A 20,138-nucleotide genomic window follows, 5' to 3' on the forward strand; every position below is an offset into this window, starting at 1 on the left:
TTTCCTTCATTCAAAACAATCTCAGGCACATTATGCGCGTTTGGCGACATTGCTAGCGCAACACGGATAAGGCCCAGCCTACGATAGGTTGTGTGGCACGTCATTCTTTGACACCCACACGGACCTTTGGCCGCGACTAAAAGAAACGGTCCAACCCCAAAGGTTTCAACTGAAGCAGATGCACCCCTAACGGGTGCTTGGACGCTCTACCATTGCACAGAGCGGCACAAATGATGGGACCATAAATATGGCTAACGCAACTTTGACAAATGAACTGATGAACACTCTCACGGGCAACGTCATTACGGGTACAGAAAACAATGACATCATTGATGGCGTAGGAGAGGGCGTATCTTCTGGCGCTGACACGATATCAGGATTGGGTGGACGCGACCTCCTCAACGGGCAAGACGGGGACGATATTATCTATGGCGGCGATGGTGCGGACACGATTTTAGGCGAGCAGGGGAATGATCGTCTTTCAGGCGGCCGTGGCAAAGATGCGATCTATGGTGGTGGCGGCAACGACACGATTTCTGGCGACCGTGGGCACGATGATCTGTTTGGTGGTACAGGCGATGACCTTATCTTTGGCGGGGCAGGGCGCGACACCATGGATGGCGGCGAAGGCAATGACGTTTTAAGCGGCGGGCGCGGACGAGACGTCATCCTCGGCGCTGATGGCGAAGATGTTATTTTCGGCGGCGGCGGCGCGGACACTCTGTATGGCGGAACTGGCGCTGATACAATCGAAGGCGGCGGCGGTGATGATGTCATCTACGGAGGCTTCTCGGATCCCTTTGGCAATCCACAATCCACGCCTGACATCCTAACGGGCGGCGCAGGCGACGACACGTTTGTGTTCTTCCACAATGATGGGAATACGGTCATCACCGATTATTCAGACGGTGACAGCATCGTCTTTGGTGCCGATATTTTCTCGCACGTCTTTTTCTTTGAAGAAACAGACGGTGACACATTCGTTTACTACGACACCCCTGGTTCGCCAACTTACATCCGCGTCGAAGGCGTGACGGGTCTGACCATAGAAGATTTCGTTTTTCTTTGATCTGATTGGCAGGACGTGCAGACAGGGCGCCTTAAGCGCCCTGTCATCGCGGTGACTACTTTAAACTAAACCAAACGAGCATTCAGTCTGGCAGCCCTCACGTAAAACGTGTGTTTTAATGATATGCCGCCCCAATCGTCCATTTTTTAACCTGATAAGAGATTACTGGATTGTTTTTGATTCACTTTCCATCAACGGTCTGTCCATTGCAAAATGGAAAAGGATTCACCGTTGGCTTATACGTTCAATGCCCCCGAAATTTTCGACTCTTTCGCATCCCAAGCCAATTCGATCCTTGGATTGTCTGGCGGACTTGGTTCGTTACATGCGTTTGATTTTCAAAACGTGGGAGGTTTCCCCTATGTCGGGACTGTTCTCAATGCAGGCGCTTTCAACGCGGCAACATACGATTGGATAAGCGGCAGTTTGGCTGAAGGCTGTCGACCTTATGAAATGAGCGGGACGCGCTTTGCACAGATATATTGCAGCGCACTGCAAAACATCGAATGGTCTTTGTCGAATGCAGACTATGCCGCGCTCAACACCGCCCAGACCAATGCCGCGTCAAGTCAGTCTGCTTTGATCTCAACTTGGTACAGTGCCTTCGGCCCCATCAGCACTGGCTCCAACCCCATCGATAAAATTTTACAAATTATCGTTTCTGAATGGGCCAGCGATCCTACCACACTTGAGGCTATTCAACAGGCTCCAAACGTGCACGCAGTGCTTAATCGCATTCCGATGATGGGGGCGCAGATAATGCCACTATTGATCAACTGGCTGAACGCGCTTGGGTCTGCCGTCTCGCTACAAAGCGAACTTACAAAAAACCAAATCGACCTGATAAACGCAATCGATGCGGTGCAAAGTCCGTCCAAAAAGAACAATGCGACTTTGCTCAGCAATCGGGAATACGCTCCGACCTTTCATTTAACGCCGCAAGTTTCCGAAATACGATCAACCCTCGAAAGCTCCAATGAGTCCGTTGCGATAAAAATGCTGGTCAATGGAACAAAAAAAGGGCGTGATCCAAATTTCACACTCTTGGGAGACAGCCAAACACCCATTAATGGAAATCTTCTATCGCTCGATGTGGGCGGGAATGCCGACTATTTCTCAGACGTAATTGCAAACGAAAATGCCGAGATAACTGTGGTCGCTGATTTCTCTGGCGTCAGCCTTGTAAATGTTATGCCTGCTCGCGCAGGTGAGGAAAACGGAGGCTGGTTTTGGCTGGATCCGATTATTCAAGCGGAGCGCAACCATCGCGATGACGTGTCGGGGTTCAAATGGCTGTCCAACATGTATCCTAATCTACTTGGTCCCGATATGTTGCTTGGCTATGCCAGCGGGATCGCAATCGCAAATGCTCCAACCATTTCGATTTCTGTGCGCAGCTCTGACTTTTTGACCATTGCGGAAACGATGCAAAACACGGGCTTTTGCAAAGTTCGCTTTTTGGGCCAAGAGGTAAAAAATGACACAAACGATGAATGTTCTATTCGGGTGCAAACCGATACCTCTTCGCAAACCACAAACATCACACTTCGCCCGCCCAGCGAATTGGGTGAACCAACAAGCGCGGGTTCTTTGGCATGGGTCATGGGAATCCAACCGACCTATCCCGAGCGGTAACACCACGTTCACTTTATAAAAAAAGCCGCGCAGTCCTCCCAAACTGCGCGGCTGTCCTGCACCATGTGCAGGCGCTTACTCTGACTGTGTCGAAGACAAGCGCGGAACCAGCGCTTTGACCAAGTCTTTCATATGCAATTCGCCCACTGGCGTGTCGCCGTCCATCACGCGGTAATGTTGCGTTGTATCCCCACCAGACCGCGCAATCAGCGTTTCCAGATTGTCGCGAATGTCCACATCCCCAGCAAACTTGGTCCCTGTGAGCGGCTCCATCACCGACTTCACTCGCAACACACGGGCACGGTTAATGTCGGACACGAAATCCTCGATATACGGGTCGTTGGGCTCCATCAGGATGCCTTGCGGCTCCCCTTGTTGCACAATCGCACCGTCTTTCAGGATCACGAGGTGATCCGCCAGCTTCAACGCTTCGTCCAAATCATGGGTGATGAACACGATGGTTTTGTGCAGCTCTTCTTGCAACTCCAACAACAGGTTTTGCATGTCAGTCCGGATCAGCGGATCAAGTGCTGAAAACGCCTCATCCATCAGCATAATGTCCGTGTTCGCGGTCAACGCACGGGCAATCCCTACACGTTGCTGCATCCCACCAGACAGTTGCACAGGATAGCGATCCTCATACCCGTTCAATCCAACCCGCGCGAGCCATTTGGTCGCCTCCGCCTCGCGTTCGGCCTTATCCACGCCGCGCACTTCCAGCGGCATCGCCGCGTTGGACAAAACCGTGCGATGGGGCAAAAGCGCGAACTTTTGGAACACCATCGACATCTTTTCCTGACGCAAATCGCGCAAGCCTGACTCAGACAGTTTCATCACGTCTTCGCCATCCACAAGGATCTCCCCTGCAGTCGGGTCAATCAGACGGTTCAAATGGCGGATCAGCGTCGATTTACCCGACCCAGACAACCCCATCACAACCGTGATTTCGCCAGCTTGCATATCCACATTGATGTCTTGCAAACCCAATACATGCGCGTGCTGGGCCAGCAATTCCTCTTTGCCCATACCACCTTTAACGTGGTGCAGGACCTCTTTGTCCTTCGCGCCAAAGATTTTATAGAGACCGCGCAGGCGGACTTTTGGTTCTTGTGCCATGATAAGCCCCTTAGTGTTTGACGCGGGTCATATCGACCCGTGACAGCGCGGCCTTTGACACGCGGTCCAAAATAACAGCCAGCAGAACGATCCCGATGCCCGCAACAATACCGACACCCAGTTCAAGGTTCCGAATACCGCGCAGCACGTTCACACCCAATCCAGGCGCAGACACCAACGATGCAATCACAACCATCGCCAAGGACATCATGATCGTCTGGTTGATCCCCGCCATGATGTTGGGCAACGCCAATGGCAGCTCCACACCAATCAGTTTTTGACGGGAATTCATCCCAAACGCATTGGCGGCCTCAATCACGTCTTGGTCCACAAGGCGAATACCAAGGTCTGTCAAACGGATCACAGGCACAATTGCGTAAAGAATAATCGCAATCCCATAGAGCTTTGATTCCGTGACCGAAAACAAAAAGATCAGCGGGATCAAATACACAAAGGTCGGCAAGGTTTGCAGCAGGTCAAGGATCGGCACGATCGACCTTTGCAATCGGTCAGACTTTGACATGGCAATCCCAATGGGCACCCCGAGCAGGATCGAAATCCCCGTACAGACAAAGATAATCGACAGCGTTTGCATCGCCACGTCATAGTGATCCACCAAACCCAGCAGCATAATGGACGCAAAAACAAAGATCGTCACAGGCTTGGAGCGCGACGCATACCAAGAAATCGCCACCAGAATAGGCACCATGATAAACCACGGCGTTGCCGCGAAAATCCACAAAGCCCCGTCCAACAACCAGCTTAGCGGCTGGGTGATCGGGTCGAGAACTGTTTTCAGGCTCGGCTTTGCGGCCAAGAACCCGTTTTCAATGCCCTTCGTCACATCGCGCGACTGAATAACATTCGAACAGCTTTCGTTTAAATTATCGAGTGATGGGAACGGAAAAAATTCCCCTTTTTGTTCTTTACCAGAACTCTTGGCCAGCAAATCAGCCATGGACATAGGCGCAGAGGATTCACCACCGCCACACCAGTCTTTCAGCCCCAATGCGTTAAAAAGCCCGTCATAAAAGGCCATAAGGTATCCCCCTCATTGAAAAGGCCTCCCCGTCGTTCAGTGCGGGAAGGCCTGTTTTTCGTCTTAGTTGTTCAAAAGCGCGGCAAGTTTGCCTTTTGCTTCGTCGTTGAGCCATGAACCCCAAACATCTGGGTTGTTGCTCAAGAAGTGAACAGCCGCTTCATCGTAAGATGCGTTGTTGTCCAAACGCCATGCCAACACTTCGCCCATTTGCGCGTTTGTGAAGGATACGTTTGACAGCAGTTCAACGATTTCTGGGTTTTCTTTTGCAAAAGTACCAGACACAGCCGTTGCAACTTTCGCCGCTGGATACGCAGAGAATTTTGGCTCCGCACAATCCACATCACCGTTACAGGCGTGCGCTTCTGCGTTGTACTCAGGCACTTCTACGCGCACCATTGGGTATTTCCCCAATACCGCTGTTGGGGCCCAGTAATACCCGAACCAAGGCGCTTTTTCCGCATAAGCAGCCGCGATGGAAGTTTGCAGTGTTTCACCAGAACCATGCTGGAAACGCTCAAGGCCAGAGCCTTCGATGCCAGCCGCTTTCAGGTTGTTGTTGTTGATGATGTCACAAGCCCAACCTGATGGGCAGTCGTGGAATTTACCACCAACGGCCGCTGGGTTCGCCATGATGCCTTCCCATGTGGTCAGCTCTGGATTGGATTCAGCCAAATACTGTGGGATCCACCATGCTTCAACACCGCCATCAGACAGAACATTTGCAACTTCAACCAGTTTCCCTTCGTCAACCAGTGGCTGGTAAGACGGTGTAGAGTTGGCCCAAACTTCGGTTAGAATGTCAGGCTCACCGGTTTCCGCCAAAGATGTCAGCGCAGGAACAGTTGATGACGGAACTTTCTGAACTGTACAGCCGTAGCCTTGTTCCATCAGGAATGTCGCAACCGCTGTGACAACAGCAGAGGACGCCCAATCCATTTCAGTGATCGACACTTCGCCGCAATCTGCATAAGCCGCAGTCGCACCAAATGTCATCGTCGCAGCAACCGCTGCACCCGTTAGAATTTTCTTCATTATTTTCTCCCTATTCACACCCCGCCCGAAAGCGGCGGGGCTGATGCCGAAAAAGAACACAGAATGACTGAGAATAGAAGTGAAAAACGACATGTTTTGTCTGAACGCGACATGGAATAATATTATTCTCAAGTTGAATGGATTTGGATCACGCAAACTCAATTTCGCGTGGAAAATCCACCCATTCGCCAAAATTTGTCCGAAACTTCGTGTGTGTTCATCCAGATCGGGCGCAAGTTGCGACTCAGCTGTATGGTTCGCAGCGGGCAGGGCGCCATGCCCACCGCTTTACTACGTGTCACACCAACCGCATTCCGCCTCAACGGGACAGCCATCATACAAAAGGGCGGCCCAACTGGACCGCCCCCAAAAAATCGTGTTTCAATTGCTCTTAGTTCAAGCGAGAAGCAACATTATCAGCAAAACCGTCAATCATCGCGCGATAAAACACTTCGCTGCTGACCGTGACCAACTCTGAATCCGTACCCTCCGGGTAAAACGCACTCGCCTGCTCCGCAGACACACTCAGAGAGTAGACCTCGTCATTCTGCATCCCTGGCACAAAGATGTTCACATCCCCAGCGAGCTTCGCATCGGCAATGTTCAGTGCTTCTTCAAGGCTGTTGGCCAACGCTACGGTGTCGATGTCGATCATAACACGCGCGCCGTCTTGGTCCAATTGGTCGCCCAATCGTTCAACAATGGCGGCGTTCAAATCCAACGCTACGTTTTTCCAAACCACGGCCCCTTTCAGATTTTCAATGGCGGCGGTGTCTACGGCCACCTGTACTTTTTGAACGTCCTCATCTGCAACCGCGGCTGTCGTCATCAACAATGTTGTGGCTGTCAGGGCGGCTGTAAGTGTACGTTTCATGGTACTCCTCTTTCGGTTGTATTGATATGAGATAGAGATAAAGGGCGAACGCGCTTGATCAGCCGTTCACTGTCTTTTGGATCGCTTCGCCAGTGTTTTCAATGTCTTGGCCAAGGCCGTCGACAGTTTCACAAGCGCCCAAAGCAAGGGCAGCTCCGATCAGAAGAATTGCGCGTTTCATGATACTCCTTTGCTGTAACTTCATTGCTTGAGCCCAATGACCTAGAACGATAGCAAAGAATTTCAAGGAATGCCGAATTCCGCCTTCACAGCTTGGGTATGCTGCCCCAAATCAGGAACCGCATTTTTTGTGCCGTGTTTTGAGCGCACGGGCAGGGCGGCCATCTCCACGTGTGCCCCACCAATCACCCCTTGCGCATTTTTCAAAAACGGATGCTCGGACAAATCTGCCACGTCATTCAGTTTTGCATTGGCAATCCGCGCCGTGTCCAAGGCCGCCACCACATCGCCTTGAGACATTTTGGCAAACACAGCATTTACAATATCATCCAGCACCGCTCGATTTGCATACCGATCAGGGTTCTGTTCAAATCGGCTGTCTGTGGCCAAATCTGGCTGCCCTAATACCTGATCGCAAAATGCCGCGAACTCACGATTGTTCTGGATCGACAGCAACACCTGCTTGCCATCCCCACACGTAAACACCCCATATGGGGCCACAAAACTGTGCTGCAATCCAGATCGTTTCGGAGCGCCGCCCGTATAGCGATGTTGCAACAACGGCATATTCATCCAATCGGCCACCACATCAAACATCGACAGTTTGATATCCATGCCACGCCCCGTAATCCCGCGTTTGATCAAAGCCCGCAACACCGCGGAATAGGCCGTCAGCCCCGTCGACAAATCCGTCACCGACACGCCAACACGGCTCGGCTGCTCTGGTGTGCCCGTGACCGAACACACCCCCGTTTCCCCCTGCACCAGAAAATCATACGCCTTCTTTTGCGCCGCATCCCCGTCCTCGCCATATCCTGACAGTGTTACAGAAATCAGCCCAGCATTTTCAGCCCGCAAATCCTCCCCTGACAGCCCCATCCGCGCCACCGCGCCGGGTGCCAGATTGCTCACAAACACATCTGCTTTGCGCAGCATGGCCCGCATCACACCCAGATCATCCGCGTTCTTCAAATCCAAACACGCGCTTTCTTTGCCACGGTTCAACCACGCGAAAATCGCGCTCTGCCCATCCGCCCCCGCGTCATACCCCCGCGCGAAATCCCCATCTGGCCGCTCCACCTTAATCACGCGCGCCCCTGCATCTGCCAGCAGCAACCCACAATAGGGGGCCGCCACCGCCTGTTCCAAAGATACAACCAACAGGCCGTCCAATTCATCGCCTAATTCTTCCATGCACAAACCCTAGACCAATCCGTTTCACACTGTCACCATGCCTCAAACACAAGGGAGCCCGAAAATGTCCGATCTCTGGAAACTGTCCGCCACCGAAATCGCCACCAAAGTCCGCACTAAGGAAATCTCCGCCACCGAAGTCACGCAATCCCACCTCGATCGCATTGACGCGGTGAACCCTACGCTCAACGCAATTGTCCAGCATATGCCAGAAGAGGCGCTATCCGCCGCCGCCGCCGTAGACGCCAAGATCGCAAAGGGTGAAGATGCAGGCCCCATGGCAGGCGTTCCCGTCACCATCAAAGTCAACATCGACCAAAAGGGCCACGCCACTACCAACGGCCTCAAACTCCTCAAAGACCTGATCGCGACCGAGGATTCCCCCATCGTCTCCAACATGCGCAAGGCGGGCGCGGTCATCGTGGGTCGCACCAATACGCCCGCGTTTTCCCTGCGCTGGTTCACCAAAAACGACCTGCACGGCCAAACCTTGAACCCACACGGGGCAGGGATCACGCCCGGCGGTTCCTCTGGTGGCGCATCCTCTTCCGTTGCCTCTGGTATGGCCCCTGTTGGCCACGGGACAGACATCGGCGGTTCCATCCGCTACCCCGCCTACGCCTCTGGCTTGCATGGATTGCGCCCAACGCTGGGCCGCTTACCCGCCTACAACCCATCGGGCGCAGACCGCCACATCGGCGGACAAATGATGGCTGTCGGCGGCCCGCTCACCCGCACGATGGACGATCTAGACCTGTCTTTCCGCGCCATGGCTGCTGAAGACCTGCGCGACCCATGGTGGACCCCAGCGCCCATTGACCAAGGCAATTTCTCGCGCCGCGCGGCCCTTTGCATTCGCCCCGATGGTATGGACGTTCACCCAGAAATCGAAACAGCCCTGCGCAATGCGGCCGATATCCTCGCCGCCGCAGGCTGGGAAATCGACGAGGTCGAAACCCCACCCCTGCAACCCGCTGCTGACATAAACGCCCAACTCTGGCTCGCCGAAATGCGCATGGGCGTCGATAAACTGGTCGCAAAAGAAAACGAACCCGACAGCAAACACGTGTTCGAAGTCATGCAATCCCTCTCTGCCCCCGTCGACCAAGCAGGCCTGCTAAACGCCTTGCAAGGCCGCATCACCCACCTGCGCGACTGGCAGTTGTTCCTGCAAAAACACTCCGTTCTTTTGTGCCCCATTTCAGCCGAACTCCCCTTCGATCAACAATCCGATGTCGAAAGCGCGGACCGCTTTAAAGAAATCATGCGCGCCCAACTCACCCAACTCGGCCTCCCCGCGCTGGGCCTCCCAGGCCTCGCCGTTGCCACGGGCTCAGCAGCAGGCAAACCCATGGGCGTCCAACTCATCGCCCGCCGCTTCCGCGAAGATATCCTCATCAGCGCTGGGCGAGACATCGAAGCAGCATTTCCCGCCGTTCTACCAATCGACCCAAAGCCCTAAGCTGCTCTGCTACGCTACGTCCAACCTTGGCGGCTCGTCTGTTCCTCGCTAGCCTTTGCTCAACTTAACAAACAGGAGTCCCCACATGTCCGCGAAACACGTTGCCCTCGCATCCCGCCCCAAAAGCTGGCCCACGCTCGACAACTTCAACTTTGAGGATAAAGCCCTCCCAGACATCGGCGCTGGCGAAGTCTCCTTGCGCACCATCTGGCTGTCGCTTGATCCTTACATGCGCGGCCGCATGAACGATGCGAAATCCTACGCCGATCCCGTCCCAATCGGCGGCACCATGGAAGGCGGCGCCATTTCCGAAGTCATGGCCTCCAACAACGAAAAATTTGCCGTCGGCGATATTGTCGTCGCGCGCACAGGCTGGGCCAGCCACGCTGTATCTGATGGCTCTGACATTCGCAAAGTTGACCCAACCATCGCGCCCCTGTCAGCCTACCTTGGCGTGCTCGGAATGCCGGGTATGACCGCGTGGATCGGCCTTAATGAAATCGGCGAAATGAAAGCAGGCGAAACCGTCCTCATTTCTGCGGCTACAGGTGCCGTTGGCGGTCTTGCAGGTCAACTCGCCAAAGCAAAAGGCTGCAAAGTCATTGGCGTTGCAGGGGGTGCCGACAAATGCGCCTACGCGGAAAAGGAACTCGGTTTCGACGTCTGCCTCGATCACAAAGCCCACGCTGACGGCCATTCGTTAGGCAAGGCAATGCGCGAAGCCGCCCCGCAAGGCATTGATCTCTATTTCGAAAATGTCGGCAGCAAAACCACCGAAGCCGCCATCGCCAATATGAACATGTTTGGCCGCATCGCCATTTGCGGCATGATCGCATGGTACAACGGCGACAACGTGGCCGATGCCCAACCACTCCCCGCGGTCTGGTCCTCGATCCTCGTGAAACGCCTGCGCGTGCAGGGCTTCCTCTTCCCCGATCACGAAGCGGTCGCTGGCAAATTCTTCAAAGAAGTGGCCCCAATGGTTGCCAGCGGCCAAGTCAAATTCCGCGAAACGGTGACGGAAGGCTTGGAAAACGCGCCAAAGGCGTTCCTCGAACTGCTTGAAGGCAAGAACTTTGGCAAACAACTCGTCCGCGTTGGCGACGATCCTTAACGTGGGAAGGTGCGCGGTCCCCTGACCACCACCGCTTCTTTCGTTAACAAAACCTGAATGCCGACACGTCCATTTGAACGTGTCGGCATTCATTCTTTATTCACAGTTTTGGACGCTTCTCTTCACGAACCAAGATCAGGACGGATCAGCCCCAACGCGCACCATTCGTTTGCCGCGATTGTCCCCAGAAAGCAGCCCAATCAATGCCTTAGGCGCATTCTCAAGCCCCTCCACAATATCCTCAGGCACTTTAATCGCCCCTGACGCGACCCAGTTTTGTAATGCGCGCAGAGCCTTTTCATCGTCCTTGGCAAAATCCATCACGATAAACCCCTCCATGCGCAGCCGCTTCACCACCACCATACCTGGCAGGTTGCGCGGCCCGTTCGGTGTGCTGGCGTCATACTGGCTCACCGCCCCACAGCACACGATACGGCCCCGTTCATTCATGCGAAACAGAACGGTTTCCAGCACCGCACCGCCTACGTTATCGAAATACACATCAATCCCCGCAGGGCAGGCCCCCTTTAACGTCTTGCTCCACGCTGGATCGCGGTAATCAACACAGGCGTCAAAGCCCAGCTCGTCCACAACCCAGCCACATTTTTCTGGACCACCTGCAATGCCAACCACGTGACAGCCCATCGCCTTGGCAATCTGGCCCACATACACACCAACAGACCCCGCCGCCGCCGAAACAACCACCGTTTCCCCTGGCACGGGTCGCCCCACAGACACCAACCCATGAAACGCCGTCTTCCCCGCAATCCCAAACACCGACATCAGATGCGAAAGCTGGGGCACGCGGGGCATTTTTGCCGCCTTTCGGGCCGAAATCACGGCGTAATCAGCCCAAACGCTTTCAGCGAACACAATGTCCCCCGCAGCCAGCCGTGGTGATTTGCTCTCCATCACTTCACACAAGGCCCCCGTGTGCATCGCATCACCCGCCTCAATCGCCTCGCGATAAGTTGCGCCCTGCATCCACGCGCGGTTCGCTGCATCAATGGACATCAGAATCGTGCGCACCAGAACCTCGCCATCTTGCAGCGCCGGCAATTCCGCTTCCGACATTTCGAAATGATCCCCGAACAGCGCCCCTTTGGGCAGCTCCTTTACGATGACTTGACGTGTGCGCATGTCTTACTTCCCCTTAAACTCAGGCGTTTTTTTCATCATGAACGCCATGGCCGCATTAGCGAAATCTTCAGTGTGCAAGGCGCGCACCATACGATCTCCTTCTTGATCCATGGTGGTTTTCAAATCCGCCACAACCGCCAAATTTAGGTTCTCTTTCATGTACTTATGCGCAATCGGTGCGCCCTTTGCGATCTCCGCCGCCATCTGTTGCGCGGCATCTCGCAAATCGCCCGCGGGCACAACGCGGTTAAAAAGACCAAGGGTCTGCCCTTCTTCTGCCGTGATGCGGCGGTTGGTGTAATATACCTCTTTCGCGCGGCCAGATCCGATCAGATTGGTCAAATACCAACTGCCACCAAAATCCCCTGATGCGCCAATCGCCCCAAAAGCAGGGGCCAAAAACGCGCTGTCCGCAGCAATCCGCAAATCACAGGCGAGTGCCAACGACATGCCAGCCCCCGCCGCAGGGCCTGGCAAGGCCGCAATCGTTGGCTTGGAAAATTCATAAAGCGCCAATGAGGACGCCTCTTGCGCCTCGCGCAGACCTGCGATTTTTTCATCCATGGTCAGTTTTGCGGCAGGGCCGATCTTCTTGCCCATATTCGCAATATCCCCCCCCGAACAAAACCCTTCACCAGCGCCCGTCAGCACCAACACCCGCACATCATCATCCGCGTCCAAATCCTTGAGCATCTGCGCCAGTGCGGGCATCATCTCCGCCCCCATCGCATTGCGCTTTTCAGGGCGGTTCAGCGTCAGCGTTGCCACATGATCCGTCACCGAACACAGCAATTCTTGCGTGCCCGTATCTACATCTCTTGTCATTCAGATATCTCCCCAATGTTTCATCGCAGCGGTCGCAATCGGCCCGCCCCATTCTTGCACAAAATGCCCCGCATCAGCCACTTTCATCGGCTCAGGGCATCCTTTTATGACACTTTTCAACCATTCCATCACAGGTGGCCCCAGCACAGGGTCTTGCATGCCAATGGCCATAAAGCTCTCACCCGCCCAGTCATTCTGATAGAAGTTCAGCGCGGCTTTTGATGTGTTTACACCCTCCATATCAGGGTCCGTCATCACCATATCAGGAAACCGCCGCACGCCCGCCTTATAGGTCACATCAGGAAAAGGCGCACCGTAAGCCGCGGCCTCTGCTTCGCTCAAAATCGGGGTGGATCGCGCCATCAGCGCAGCAATATCCATGTCAGGATTGGCCTTATTATAGGCCCGCCAATCATTAAACCCTTTGCCCGCAGGCGTGCCAATCGCCAGCGCGGTGTTCATAACCAACAGCCGCGAAATTCGATCAGGCATCGCGTGGGGCATGGTTAATCCCAGCACACCACCCCAATCCTGCACCACCAGCGTGATATTTTTCAAATCCAGCGCCTGAACAAACGCAATCATCATGTCACGGTGGAAATGAAACCGATAAACATCATCCGCCATGGGTTTGTCAGACCGTCCAAACCCCAACCAATCAGGGGCAATCACCCGTGCCCCCGATGCAGCAAACTCTGGGATCATTTTTCGATAGAGATAAGACCATGTTGGCTGCCCATGCAGGCACAAAAACACCCGCTCCGCATCTTTGGGCCCCTCATCCACATAATGGACGCGCAGACCTTCATACCCCGCCAAATCGTCGACGTAATGGGGTGCAAAATCCCAATCAGGCAGTTCCCTAAATCGGTCATCGGGGGTGCGAAGCACATCCATATCCTGTCTCCAAATTGACGGCAGCGGGCAACTGTGAAAGCCTAGGGATAGAATTGCAAATCTGTCAATCAAGGGCCTGTCACGACGTGGCGGCATGCTAGGAAACTTATGACGAAAAAATACTATCAACACCGTTTCGAAGTGCCAAAAGGCGCAGTGGACGTGATCTTTATTCGTCACGGGGAAACCATTCCTGCGATCCCGGGTGAATCCTTTCCGCTCAAGGACGGGCAGGGCGATCCTCCTTTACATGAACGGGGCGAAGCTCAGGCCTTGGCCGTGGCGGAACGCCTGAAAGACGAACACTTCGATGCGCTCTACGTCACCTCTCTGCAACGCACCCATCAAACCATGGCCCCTTTGGCGGCCCACAAAGGCATAACACCCATCATCGAACCTGACTTGCGCGAAATCTGGCTTGGCGATTGGGATGGCGGCCTCTACCGCATCAAATCCGCCGAAGGCGCACCAGAATTTCTAAAAGCAAAGGCCGAACACGAATGGGGCCACATTCCAGGGGCTGAAACCACAGCAGAGCTGCACGAACGGGTCGAACGGGGCCTCTGGCGCCTGCTCGAAAACCACGCGGATCAGCGGATCGCCTTTTGCGTCCACGGCGGCGTCATCGGCGCGATTATGTCCATTGCCACAGGATGTAAGCCATTTGGGCTGATCGGCGCGGCGAATGGGTCGATCCACAACGTTGTGTTAACGAAAGATCGGTTCTTTGTGCGGAGTTTCAACGACTGCAACCATTTGTAACAAAGAACGCGCTCAGCTAGTAAGCTCTCACCGCCCCCGACCTGATCGGGGGCCTCTCTCTGGTTCATTAGCAGGTTCCCGATCGAGTCGGGGACGTTTCAAATGACGTAACTAACTCACCCCACCTCAATCACAACCTTCCCCAGAACCTTCCGATCCTCCAGCATCTTCAACGCATCTGCCGCGTCCTCCAAAGGAAATCGTGCGGAAATCTGCGGCTTAATCAGCCCCTTACCCCACCACTCAAACAGCTCCGCCAAATTCGCCTGATGCACATCGGGCTCCATCCGCGTGAATGCGCCCCAGAACACGCCCACCACCTGACAGTTCTTCAACAGCGTCAGGTTCAGCGGCAATTTCGGTATCCCCGCAGGGAAGCCAATCACAAGGAACCGACCTTCCCAAGCCAGTGCGCGCACCGCAGGTTCTGCATAATTGCCACCCACCGCGTCATAAACAACGTTTACACCGCCTGGCCCCGCCACTTCCTTAATCGCGCCCGAAAACGCCTTCTGCGCATCGCGGTCCATTTCGCGGGGATAGATAATCGTCTCATCCGCCCCCAAACCCTTACAAAATGCCGCCTTTTCCTCAGACGACACCGCCGCGATCACTTTCGCGCCCATGGCTTTGCCCAGCTCAATCGCCGCGGCCCCCACGCCACCAGCGGCCCCAAGGATCAGCAAGGTCTCGCCCTCTTTCAACTGCGCACGCTGTTTCAGCGCATAATGCGACGTCCCATAGGTCAGAATGAAACAAGACGCCTGATCATAAGGCATGTCATCAGGGATCGGCACGACACCCGATTTATGCGCCACCACATGCGTGGCAAACCCATTAAACCCCGGTACCGCCAACACACGTTGCCCCACGCTCAAATGCGTCACGCCCTCACCAACGGCCTCAATATCCCCCGCAACTTCGCCCCCTGGCGCAAACGGGCGCGGTGGCTTCATCTGGTACAAATCGCGAATGATCAGTGTGTCAGGAAAATTCACCCCCGCCGCGCGCACACGGATCACCACTTCGCCCTTTTTCGGGTTTGGTGTTTCGGCCTCCGTCATCACGAGCGCATCTGGCCCACCCACGTCTACACTCATCATCGCTCGCATATCTGCACTCCCAATTCTAAAATGACGTTACATCACCACCCACGATTGGGGGGTGCCCGCGTCTTGTCAACGCACAAGTGGAATGTAATTCTGCACAGCGGAACATGACGCTGCGTTTTGGGAGGAACCGATGCCATTTGATACGACCAGCATGGATACATTCCGTGCGGACATCCGCACATGGCTTGCCGAAAACTGCCCCGACGGCGTGCGCGACGGCGACATGACCCAAGATGCAATCTGCTGGGGTGGCAAGAATTTCAAATTCGAATCTGATGACCAAAAGCAGTGGATGGAGGTGTGCGCCGCAAATGGCCTCACATGCCCAACATGGCCCGTTGAATATGGCGGGGGTGGCTTCACCCGCGACCAAGAAAAGGTCTGGCTCGAAGAGTTAGAGGCCATTGACGCCCGCATGCCGCTCCTCTCCTTCGGCATTTGGATGCTCGGCCCTGCGCTCTTGCACTTCGGCTCCCATGAACAAAAACTCCACTACCTCCCACCGATCTGCCGCGGCGAAATCCGCTGGTGCCAAGGCTACTCTGAACCAGGTGCAGGCTCTGATCTGGCAAACGTGCAATCCAAAGGCGAAGACAAAGGCGACCATTGGCTCGTCAACGGCCAAAAGGTCTGGACCTCCTACGCGGATAAGGCGGATTGGATATTCGCGCTCATCCGCACCGATTCCGATGCCCCGAAACACAAAGGCATTTCGTTCCTGCTGTTCGACATGCACGGCGGCGGCGTCACCACACGCCCGATCAAGCTCATCTCTGGCGCTTCGCCCTTTTGCGAAACCTTCTTTGACGATGTGAAAGTCCCCAAAGACCAGATCGTCGGCGAAGAAAACAAAGGCTGGGATGTTGCGAAATATCTCCTGACCCACGAACGCGAAATGATCTCTGGATCTGGCTCTTCACGTGGGGCAGGGCGCTCGCTCGGCAAAGTTTTGTCAGACGCAAACAACGGCGCCATGGACGCCACCCTGCGGGCCGAAGCCATGGCGGTAGATATCGAAGAAATGGCCGTCGAACTCACGATTGAACGCTACAAAGACCAAGCCGCAGGCGGCCAAGGAGTCGGCGATGCCTCTGCCATGCTGAAATACGCCGGCACGGAACTCAACAAACGCAAACACGAGTTGTTCATGTCCGCAGGCGGCTCTACCGCGCTCGAATGGGACGGTGCCACAGGCTCACTGCCCGCCGACTGGCTGCGCACCAAGGCCAACTCAATCGAGGGCGGCACATCCGAAGTCATGCTCTCAATCCTCTCAAAACGCGTTCTTGGGCTACCAGGGTAAGGGACTGAAATCATGGCAAACTTAACCCTCACCGAAGACGAAACCATGCTAGTGGACAGCGCGCGCGGCTTTCTGGACAGCGCATCGCCCGTCGAAAAATTCCGCGAACTGCGCGATGCAGGCAAAGCCTATAACCCCGAAATTTGGAAACAAATGGCTGATCTCGGCTGGACAGGCGTTCTGGTCCCCGAAGATCAGGGCGGCATCGACATGGGGCATACAGCGGCCAACTTGCTCGCCACTGAAATGGGCAAAACCCTTGTGTCTAGTCCCTTCATTTCCACCGCCGTCATGGCCGCCACCGCCCTGCGCCAAGTCTCCGACAATCCCCGCGCAGCCGAGGCATTAAACCAAATCGCAGCAGGCGAAATCACCTACGGCCTTGCCATCGACGAAGGTCCAAAGCATTCGCCTGATTGCACCATGATGGAAGCCAAAAAAGTCGGCAACGGGTTTGAACTCTCAGGCGATAAAACCTTCGTTGTGGACGGTGCAAACGCGGACCGCTTGCTCGTCCTTGCGCGCACTGGCGACGGCGACGCGCTCACCCTGTTCGATATCCCAGCGGATCGCGCAGGCATCACCCGTACCACACAAAACATGATCGATGCACGGGATTCCGCCGCTATCAACTTCGACAAAGTCGAAGCCACAGGCGAAGACATCATCGGCTCCGTCGACAACGCCATGGACGTGCTGAAACCTGCGCTCAACGCGGGTGCGGCAGCCTTATCCGCTGAAATGATCGGCTTGTCCTCTGGCGCCTTCGGCATGACCGTTGGCTACCTGCAAGAACGCAAACAATTCGGCATCGTCATCGGCCAATTTCAGGCGCTGCAACACCGCGCCGCACACCTGTGGTCCGAAATCGAAGTCACGGCCTCCACCATCCTGAACGCTGGCCGCATGCTCGACGAAGACCCAGAAAACGCAGAACTTGCCGTGTCCCTTGCCAAAGCACGGGCCTCGCAAACCGCGAAACTCGCGGTCGTGGAAGGCGTGCAAATGCACGGCGGCATCGGCATGACCGACGCATTCGACATGGGCTTTTTCATGAAACGCGCCCGCGTTGCACAGGAATGGTTGGGTGATTACGGCTATCACGCGGAGAAGATTGCGACGGCCAAAGGATATTAACAAAGGGCAGCGCTAACCTCGGGTGGCGCGAATGCGCCTCCCATGGGGGAGGTCGGCGCAGCCCGGCTTTGCCGGGCAAAAAGACACAGATAAGGACCACATGAATGACCATCGAATTTAACAACCAAGTCGCCATCGTCACAGGTGCAGGCATCGGCCTTGGTCGCGAACATGCGCTGGGCCTCGCCAAGCGCGGCGCAAAGGTCGTTGTCAACGATCTGGGTGCAGCCCAAGACGGGCAGGGCCAATCCACCTCCGCCGCTGACAGTGTGGTTGCTGAAATCATCGCCATGGGTGGCGAAGCCATGGCGCACGGCGCAGATGTTTCGAACGAATCCCAAGTCAAAGACATGGTTCAACAAACCATGGACAAATGGGGCCGTATCGACATCCTGATCAACAACGCAGGCATCCTACGGGACAAGACCTTCGCCAAGATGAGCCTCGATGACTTCAAAAAAGTCGTCGATGTACACCTGATCGGTACGGCCACTGTGACCCACACCGTTTGGCCGATCATGCGCGAACAAGGCTATGGCCGCATCGTTCTAACGGCCTCCAGTTCGGGTCTCTACGGCAACTTCGGCCAATCCAACTATGGCGCGGCCAAAGCCGCCATGATGGGCTTGATGAACGTGCTGCATCTGGAAGGCGCGCGCGACAACATCCGCGTCAACGTCCTCGCCCCCACCGCCACAACCCGCATGACCGAAGAGCTGTTTTCGCCCGAAGTGGGCGAACTCCTCGACCCTGCCACCATCACACCAGGCGTTCTTTACCTCGTGTCCGAAAACGCCCCATCGCGGGTGATCATGGGCGCAGGCGGCGGCTCTTTCGCGCAAACCCGCGTCTATGAGACCAAGGGCATCACCCTTGCAGGCGACGACATTACCCCCGAAAACGTGGCCGCCCAATGGGATCAAATCACTGATCCGGACGGCCAAGAAATCCTCACCCAAGCCTTTGAACAAACAGGTAAATACGCCAAAAACGCTGCCCAATTGGCTGGCGTCAAACTCGAAAAGTAAAGGAATACATCATGCGTGACGCAGTCATCGTTTCAACCGCTCGGACCCCAATCGGCAAAGCCTACCGCGGCGCTTTCAACGCCACACCTGGCCAACAACTCGCGGGCCACGCGGTTGAACACGCCGTAAAACGCGCAGGTATCGAAGGGGCTGAAGTGGACGATCTCATTATGGGTGCCGCGATCCAGCAAGGCTCCACAGGCACCAACGTCGCCCGCCAAGCCGCCATCCGCGCAGGCCTCGGCGTCACGGTTCCGGGCATGTCGCTCGATCGTCAGTGTGCCTCTGGCATGATGGCCATCGCCACGGCGGCCAAGCAAGTGATCACCGACAACATGGATATCGTTGTGGGCGGCGGTGTTGAATCCGTGTCCACCGTGCAAGGCCCCAAAATGTTTGTTGAGGGCGACCCGTGGATGAAAGAAAACCAGCCCGACATGTACATGTCCATGCTCGAAACCGCCGAAACCGTGGCCGCCCGCTACGGCGTCACCCGCGAAGACCAAGACGCCTACGCCGCTCAATCCCAAGAGCGCACGCATCTGGCCCAACAGGCAGGCGCGTTCGACGATGAAATCGTGCCCATGACCTCTGTTATGAAGGTGATGAACAAAGAAACCAAAGAAGTCACAGAACACGAAGTCACTCTTGAAAAAGACGAAGGCAACCGCCCAGGCACCACAGCAGAATCCCTCGCAGGATTGCAGCCTGTGTTCAAAGACGGCCTCGTCATCAAAGAAGGCAAGTTCATCACCGCTGGCAACGCGTCCCAACTGTCTGACGGCGCATCTGCATCTGTCGTGATGGAAGCCAAAGTCGCCGAGAAAAAGGGCTTGCAGCCGCTTGGCCGCTACGTTGGCATGATGGCCGCTGGCTTGAAGCCTGATGAAATGGGCATCGGTCCAATCTACGCCGTGCCAAAACTGCTCAAGGCGCATGGGTTGACTGTGGATGATATCGACCTCTGGGAATTCAACGAAGCCTTCGCCGTTCAGGTGTTGCATTCCGCCCGCACCATCGGCATCCCGAACGAGCTGATGAATGTGAACGGCGGCGCAATTTCCATCGGCCACCCCTACGGCATGTCAGGGGCCCGCATGGTCGGCCACGCCCTGATCGAAGGCAAACGCCGCAACGCCAAATACGTCGTTTGCACCATGTGTGTCGGCGGCGGCATGGGCGCTGCTGGTTTGTTTGAAGTCCTTTAAGGGTTAAT

Annotated in this window: 19 protein-coding genes; 9 read left to right on the plus strand and 10 right to left on the minus strand. The window is 55.4% G+C overall.

Going from position 1 to position 20,138, the window contains the following annotated elements; all coding sequences use genetic code 11:
- Positions 1–247 precede the first annotated feature (247 nt).
- Together QBD29_RS07065 and QBD29_RS07070 are read left to right on the plus strand one after the other, a co-directional pair.
- On the plus strand, positions 248–1,069 hold the full coding sequence (locus QBD29_RS07065; RefSeq protein ID WP_280100594.1) for a calcium-binding protein: 822 nt from the start codon (positions 248–250) through the stop codon (positions 1,067–1,069).
- Positions 1,070–1,282: 213 nt separating this feature from the next.
- Entirely contained in the window at positions 1,283–2,704 is a 1,422-nt protein-coding gene (locus QBD29_RS07070; protein WP_280100595.1) for a hypothetical protein, read from the plus strand.
- 75 nt (positions 2,705–2,779) lie between these two features.
- Here QBD29_RS07070 and QBD29_RS07075 read toward each other — a convergent pair whose 3' ends face one another.
- From QBD29_RS07075 to QBD29_RS07100, 6 genes are all read right to left on the minus strand, one after another.
- The gene (locus QBD29_RS07075; RefSeq protein WP_280100596.1) at positions 2,780–3,820 is read right to left on the minus strand and encodes a betaine/proline/choline family ABC transporter ATP-binding protein; all 1,041 of its coding nucleotides are present in this window, start codon (positions 3,818–3,820) and stop codon (positions 2,780–2,782) included.
- Positions 3,821–3,830: 10 nt separating this feature from the next.
- On the minus strand, positions 3,831–4,859 hold the full coding sequence (locus QBD29_RS07080; protein WP_280100597.1) for an ABC transporter permease subunit: 1,029 nt from the start codon (positions 4,857–4,859) through the stop codon (positions 3,831–3,833).
- Between the two features lie 63 nt (positions 4,860–4,922).
- Positions 4,923–5,894: an ABC transporter substrate-binding protein gene (locus QBD29_RS07085; RefSeq protein WP_280100598.1), complete on the minus strand. Its 972-nt coding sequence runs from the start codon at positions 5,892–5,894 to the stop codon at positions 4,923–4,925.
- A 391-nt stretch (positions 5,895–6,285) separates the two neighbouring features.
- Complete coding sequence (locus tag QBD29_RS07090; protein ID WP_280100599.1) at positions 6,286–6,768, minus strand: hypothetical protein; 483 nt, start codon at positions 6,766–6,768, stop codon at positions 6,286–6,288.
- Between the two features lie 58 nt (positions 6,769–6,826).
- The gene (locus QBD29_RS07095) at positions 6,827–6,949 is read right to left on the minus strand and encodes an entericidin A/B family lipoprotein (RefSeq protein ID WP_280100600.1); all 123 of its coding nucleotides are present in this window, start codon (positions 6,947–6,949) and stop codon (positions 6,827–6,829) included.
- 62 nt (positions 6,950–7,011) lie between these two features.
- The gene (locus QBD29_RS07100) at positions 7,012–8,142 is read right to left on the minus strand and encodes a CaiB/BaiF CoA-transferase family protein (protein WP_280100601.1); all 1,131 of its coding nucleotides are present in this window, start codon (positions 8,140–8,142) and stop codon (positions 7,012–7,014) included.
- Between the two features lie 64 nt (positions 8,143–8,206).
- Here QBD29_RS07100 and QBD29_RS07105 point away from each other — a divergent pair, with 64 nt between their 5' ends.
- Both QBD29_RS07105 and QBD29_RS07110 read left to right on the plus strand, forming a co-directional pair.
- On the plus strand, positions 8,207–9,604 hold the full coding sequence (locus QBD29_RS07105; RefSeq protein WP_280100602.1) for an amidase family protein: 1,398 nt from the start codon (positions 8,207–8,209) through the stop codon (positions 9,602–9,604).
- Between the two features lie 85 nt (positions 9,605–9,689).
- The gene (locus tag QBD29_RS07110; protein ID WP_280100603.1) at positions 9,690–10,718 is read left to right on the plus strand and encodes an NADP-dependent oxidoreductase; all 1,029 of its coding nucleotides are present in this window, start codon (positions 9,690–9,692) and stop codon (positions 10,716–10,718) included.
- 135 nt (positions 10,719–10,853) lie between these two features.
- Here QBD29_RS07110 and QBD29_RS07115 read toward each other — a convergent pair whose 3' ends face one another.
- Genes QBD29_RS07115 through QBD29_RS07125 form a run of 3 tightly spaced genes read right to left on the minus strand, consistent with a single transcriptional unit; the run spans position 10,854 to position 13,580 of the window.
- Entirely contained in the window at positions 10,854–11,858 is a 1,005-nt protein-coding gene (locus QBD29_RS07115) for an NADP-dependent oxidoreductase (RefSeq protein WP_280100604.1), read from the minus strand.
- Positions 11,859–11,861: 3 nt separating this feature from the next.
- Positions 11,862–12,683: an enoyl-CoA hydratase-related protein gene (locus QBD29_RS07120; protein WP_280100605.1), complete on the minus strand. Its 822-nt coding sequence runs from the start codon at positions 12,681–12,683 to the stop codon at positions 11,862–11,864.
- Positions 12,684–13,580 (minus strand): haloalkane dehalogenase, encoded by an 897-nt coding sequence (locus QBD29_RS07125; RefSeq protein WP_280100606.1) that lies wholly within the window; start codon positions 13,578–13,580, stop codon positions 12,684–12,686.
- Positions 13,581–13,688: 108 nt separating this feature from the next.
- Here QBD29_RS07125 and QBD29_RS07130 point away from each other — a divergent pair, with 108 nt between their 5' ends.
- Complete coding sequence (locus QBD29_RS07130) at positions 13,689–14,342, plus strand: histidine phosphatase family protein (RefSeq protein ID WP_280100607.1); 654 nt, start codon at positions 13,689–13,691, stop codon at positions 14,340–14,342.
- Between the two features lie 116 nt (positions 14,343–14,458).
- On the opposite strand, the gene QBD29_RS07135 is transcribed toward QBD29_RS07130, so the two are convergent.
- On the minus strand, positions 14,459–15,454 hold the full coding sequence (locus QBD29_RS07135) for an NADPH:quinone oxidoreductase family protein (protein WP_280100608.1): 996 nt from the start codon (positions 15,452–15,454) through the stop codon (positions 14,459–14,461).
- Positions 15,455–15,584: 130 nt separating this feature from the next.
- Here QBD29_RS07135 and QBD29_RS07140 point away from each other — a divergent pair, with 130 nt between their 5' ends.
- From QBD29_RS07140 to QBD29_RS07155, 4 genes are all read left to right on the plus strand, one after another.
- Positions 15,585–16,757 carry an acyl-CoA dehydrogenase family protein gene (locus QBD29_RS07140; protein ID WP_280100609.1) on the plus strand — a complete coding sequence of 391 codons (1,173 nt, stop codon included), beginning with the start codon at positions 15,585–15,587 and terminating at the stop codon, positions 16,755–16,757.
- Between the two features lie 12 nt (positions 16,758–16,769).
- Positions 16,770–17,894, plus strand: coding sequence for an acyl-CoA dehydrogenase family protein (locus tag QBD29_RS07145; RefSeq protein ID WP_280100610.1), 1,125 nt, complete (start codon positions 16,770–16,772; stop codon positions 17,892–17,894).
- 104 nt (positions 17,895–17,998) lie between these two features.
- Positions 17,999–18,922, plus strand: coding sequence for an SDR family NAD(P)-dependent oxidoreductase (locus tag QBD29_RS07150; protein ID WP_280100611.1), 924 nt, complete (start codon positions 17,999–18,001; stop codon positions 18,920–18,922).
- 11 nt (positions 18,923–18,933) lie between these two features.
- On the plus strand, positions 18,934–20,130 hold the full coding sequence (locus QBD29_RS07155; RefSeq protein WP_280100612.1) for an acetyl-CoA C-acyltransferase: 1,197 nt from the start codon (positions 18,934–18,936) through the stop codon (positions 20,128–20,130).
- Positions 20,131–20,138 lie beyond the last annotated feature (8 nt).

Origin of the sequence: Amylibacter sp. IMCC11727 (assembly GCF_029854195.1) — a bacterium.
In the GTDB taxonomy this organism is placed as follows: domain Bacteria; phylum Pseudomonadota; class Alphaproteobacteria; order Rhodobacterales; family Rhodobacteraceae; genus Amylibacter.

Coding starts and splice junctions, on each gene's coding strand:
- QBD29_RS07065 (WP_280100594.1), top strand. CDS start 248: ATGGCTAACGCAACTTTGACAAATGAACTGATGAACACTCTCACGGGC.
- QBD29_RS07070 (WP_280100595.1), top strand. CDS start 1,283: ATGGAAAAGGATTCACCGTTGGCTTATACGTTCAATGCCCCCGAAATT.
- QBD29_RS07075 (WP_280100596.1), bottom strand. CDS start 3,820: ATGGCACAAGAACCAAAAGTCCGCCTGCGCGGTCTCTATAAAATCTTT.
- QBD29_RS07080 (WP_280100597.1), bottom strand. CDS start 4,859: ATGGCCTTTTATGACGGGCTTTTTAACGCATTGGGGCTGAAAGACTGG.
- QBD29_RS07085 (WP_280100598.1), bottom strand. CDS start 5,894: ATGAAGAAAATTCTAACGGGTGCAGCGGTTGCTGCGACGATGACATTT.
- QBD29_RS07090 (WP_280100599.1), bottom strand. CDS start 6,768: ATGAAACGTACACTTACAGCCGCCCTGACAGCCACAACATTGTTGATG.
- QBD29_RS07095 (WP_280100600.1), bottom strand. CDS start 6,949: ATGAAACGCGCAATTCTTCTGATCGGAGCTGCCCTTGCTTTGGGCGCT.
- QBD29_RS07100 (WP_280100601.1), bottom strand. CDS start 8,142: ATGGAAGAATTAGGCGATGAATTGGACGGCCTGTTGGTTGTATCTTTG.
- QBD29_RS07105 (WP_280100602.1), top strand. CDS start 8,207: ATGTCCGATCTCTGGAAACTGTCCGCCACCGAAATCGCCACCAAAGTC.
- QBD29_RS07110 (WP_280100603.1), top strand. CDS start 9,690: ATGTCCGCGAAACACGTTGCCCTCGCATCCCGCCCCAAAAGCTGGCCC.
- QBD29_RS07115 (WP_280100604.1), bottom strand. CDS start 11,858: ATGCGCACACGTCAAGTCATCGTAAAGGAGCTGCCCAAAGGGGCGCTG.
- QBD29_RS07120 (WP_280100605.1), bottom strand. CDS start 12,683: ATGACAAGAGATGTAGATACGGGCACGCAAGAATTGCTGTGTTCGGTG.
- QBD29_RS07125 (WP_280100606.1), bottom strand. CDS start 13,580: ATGGATGTGCTTCGCACCCCCGATGACCGATTTAGGGAACTGCCTGAT.
- QBD29_RS07130 (WP_280100607.1), top strand. CDS start 13,689: ATGACGAAAAAATACTATCAACACCGTTTCGAAGTGCCAAAAGGCGCA.
- QBD29_RS07135 (WP_280100608.1), bottom strand. CDS start 15,454: ATGCGAGCGATGATGAGTGTAGACGTGGGTGGGCCAGATGCGCTCGTG.
- QBD29_RS07140 (WP_280100609.1), top strand. CDS start 15,585: ATGCCATTTGATACGACCAGCATGGATACATTCCGTGCGGACATCCGC.
- QBD29_RS07145 (WP_280100610.1), top strand. CDS start 16,770: ATGGCAAACTTAACCCTCACCGAAGACGAAACCATGCTAGTGGACAGC.
- QBD29_RS07150 (WP_280100611.1), top strand. CDS start 17,999: ATGACCATCGAATTTAACAACCAAGTCGCCATCGTCACAGGTGCAGGC.
- QBD29_RS07155 (WP_280100612.1), top strand. CDS start 18,934: ATGCGTGACGCAGTCATCGTTTCAACCGCTCGGACCCCAATCGGCAAA.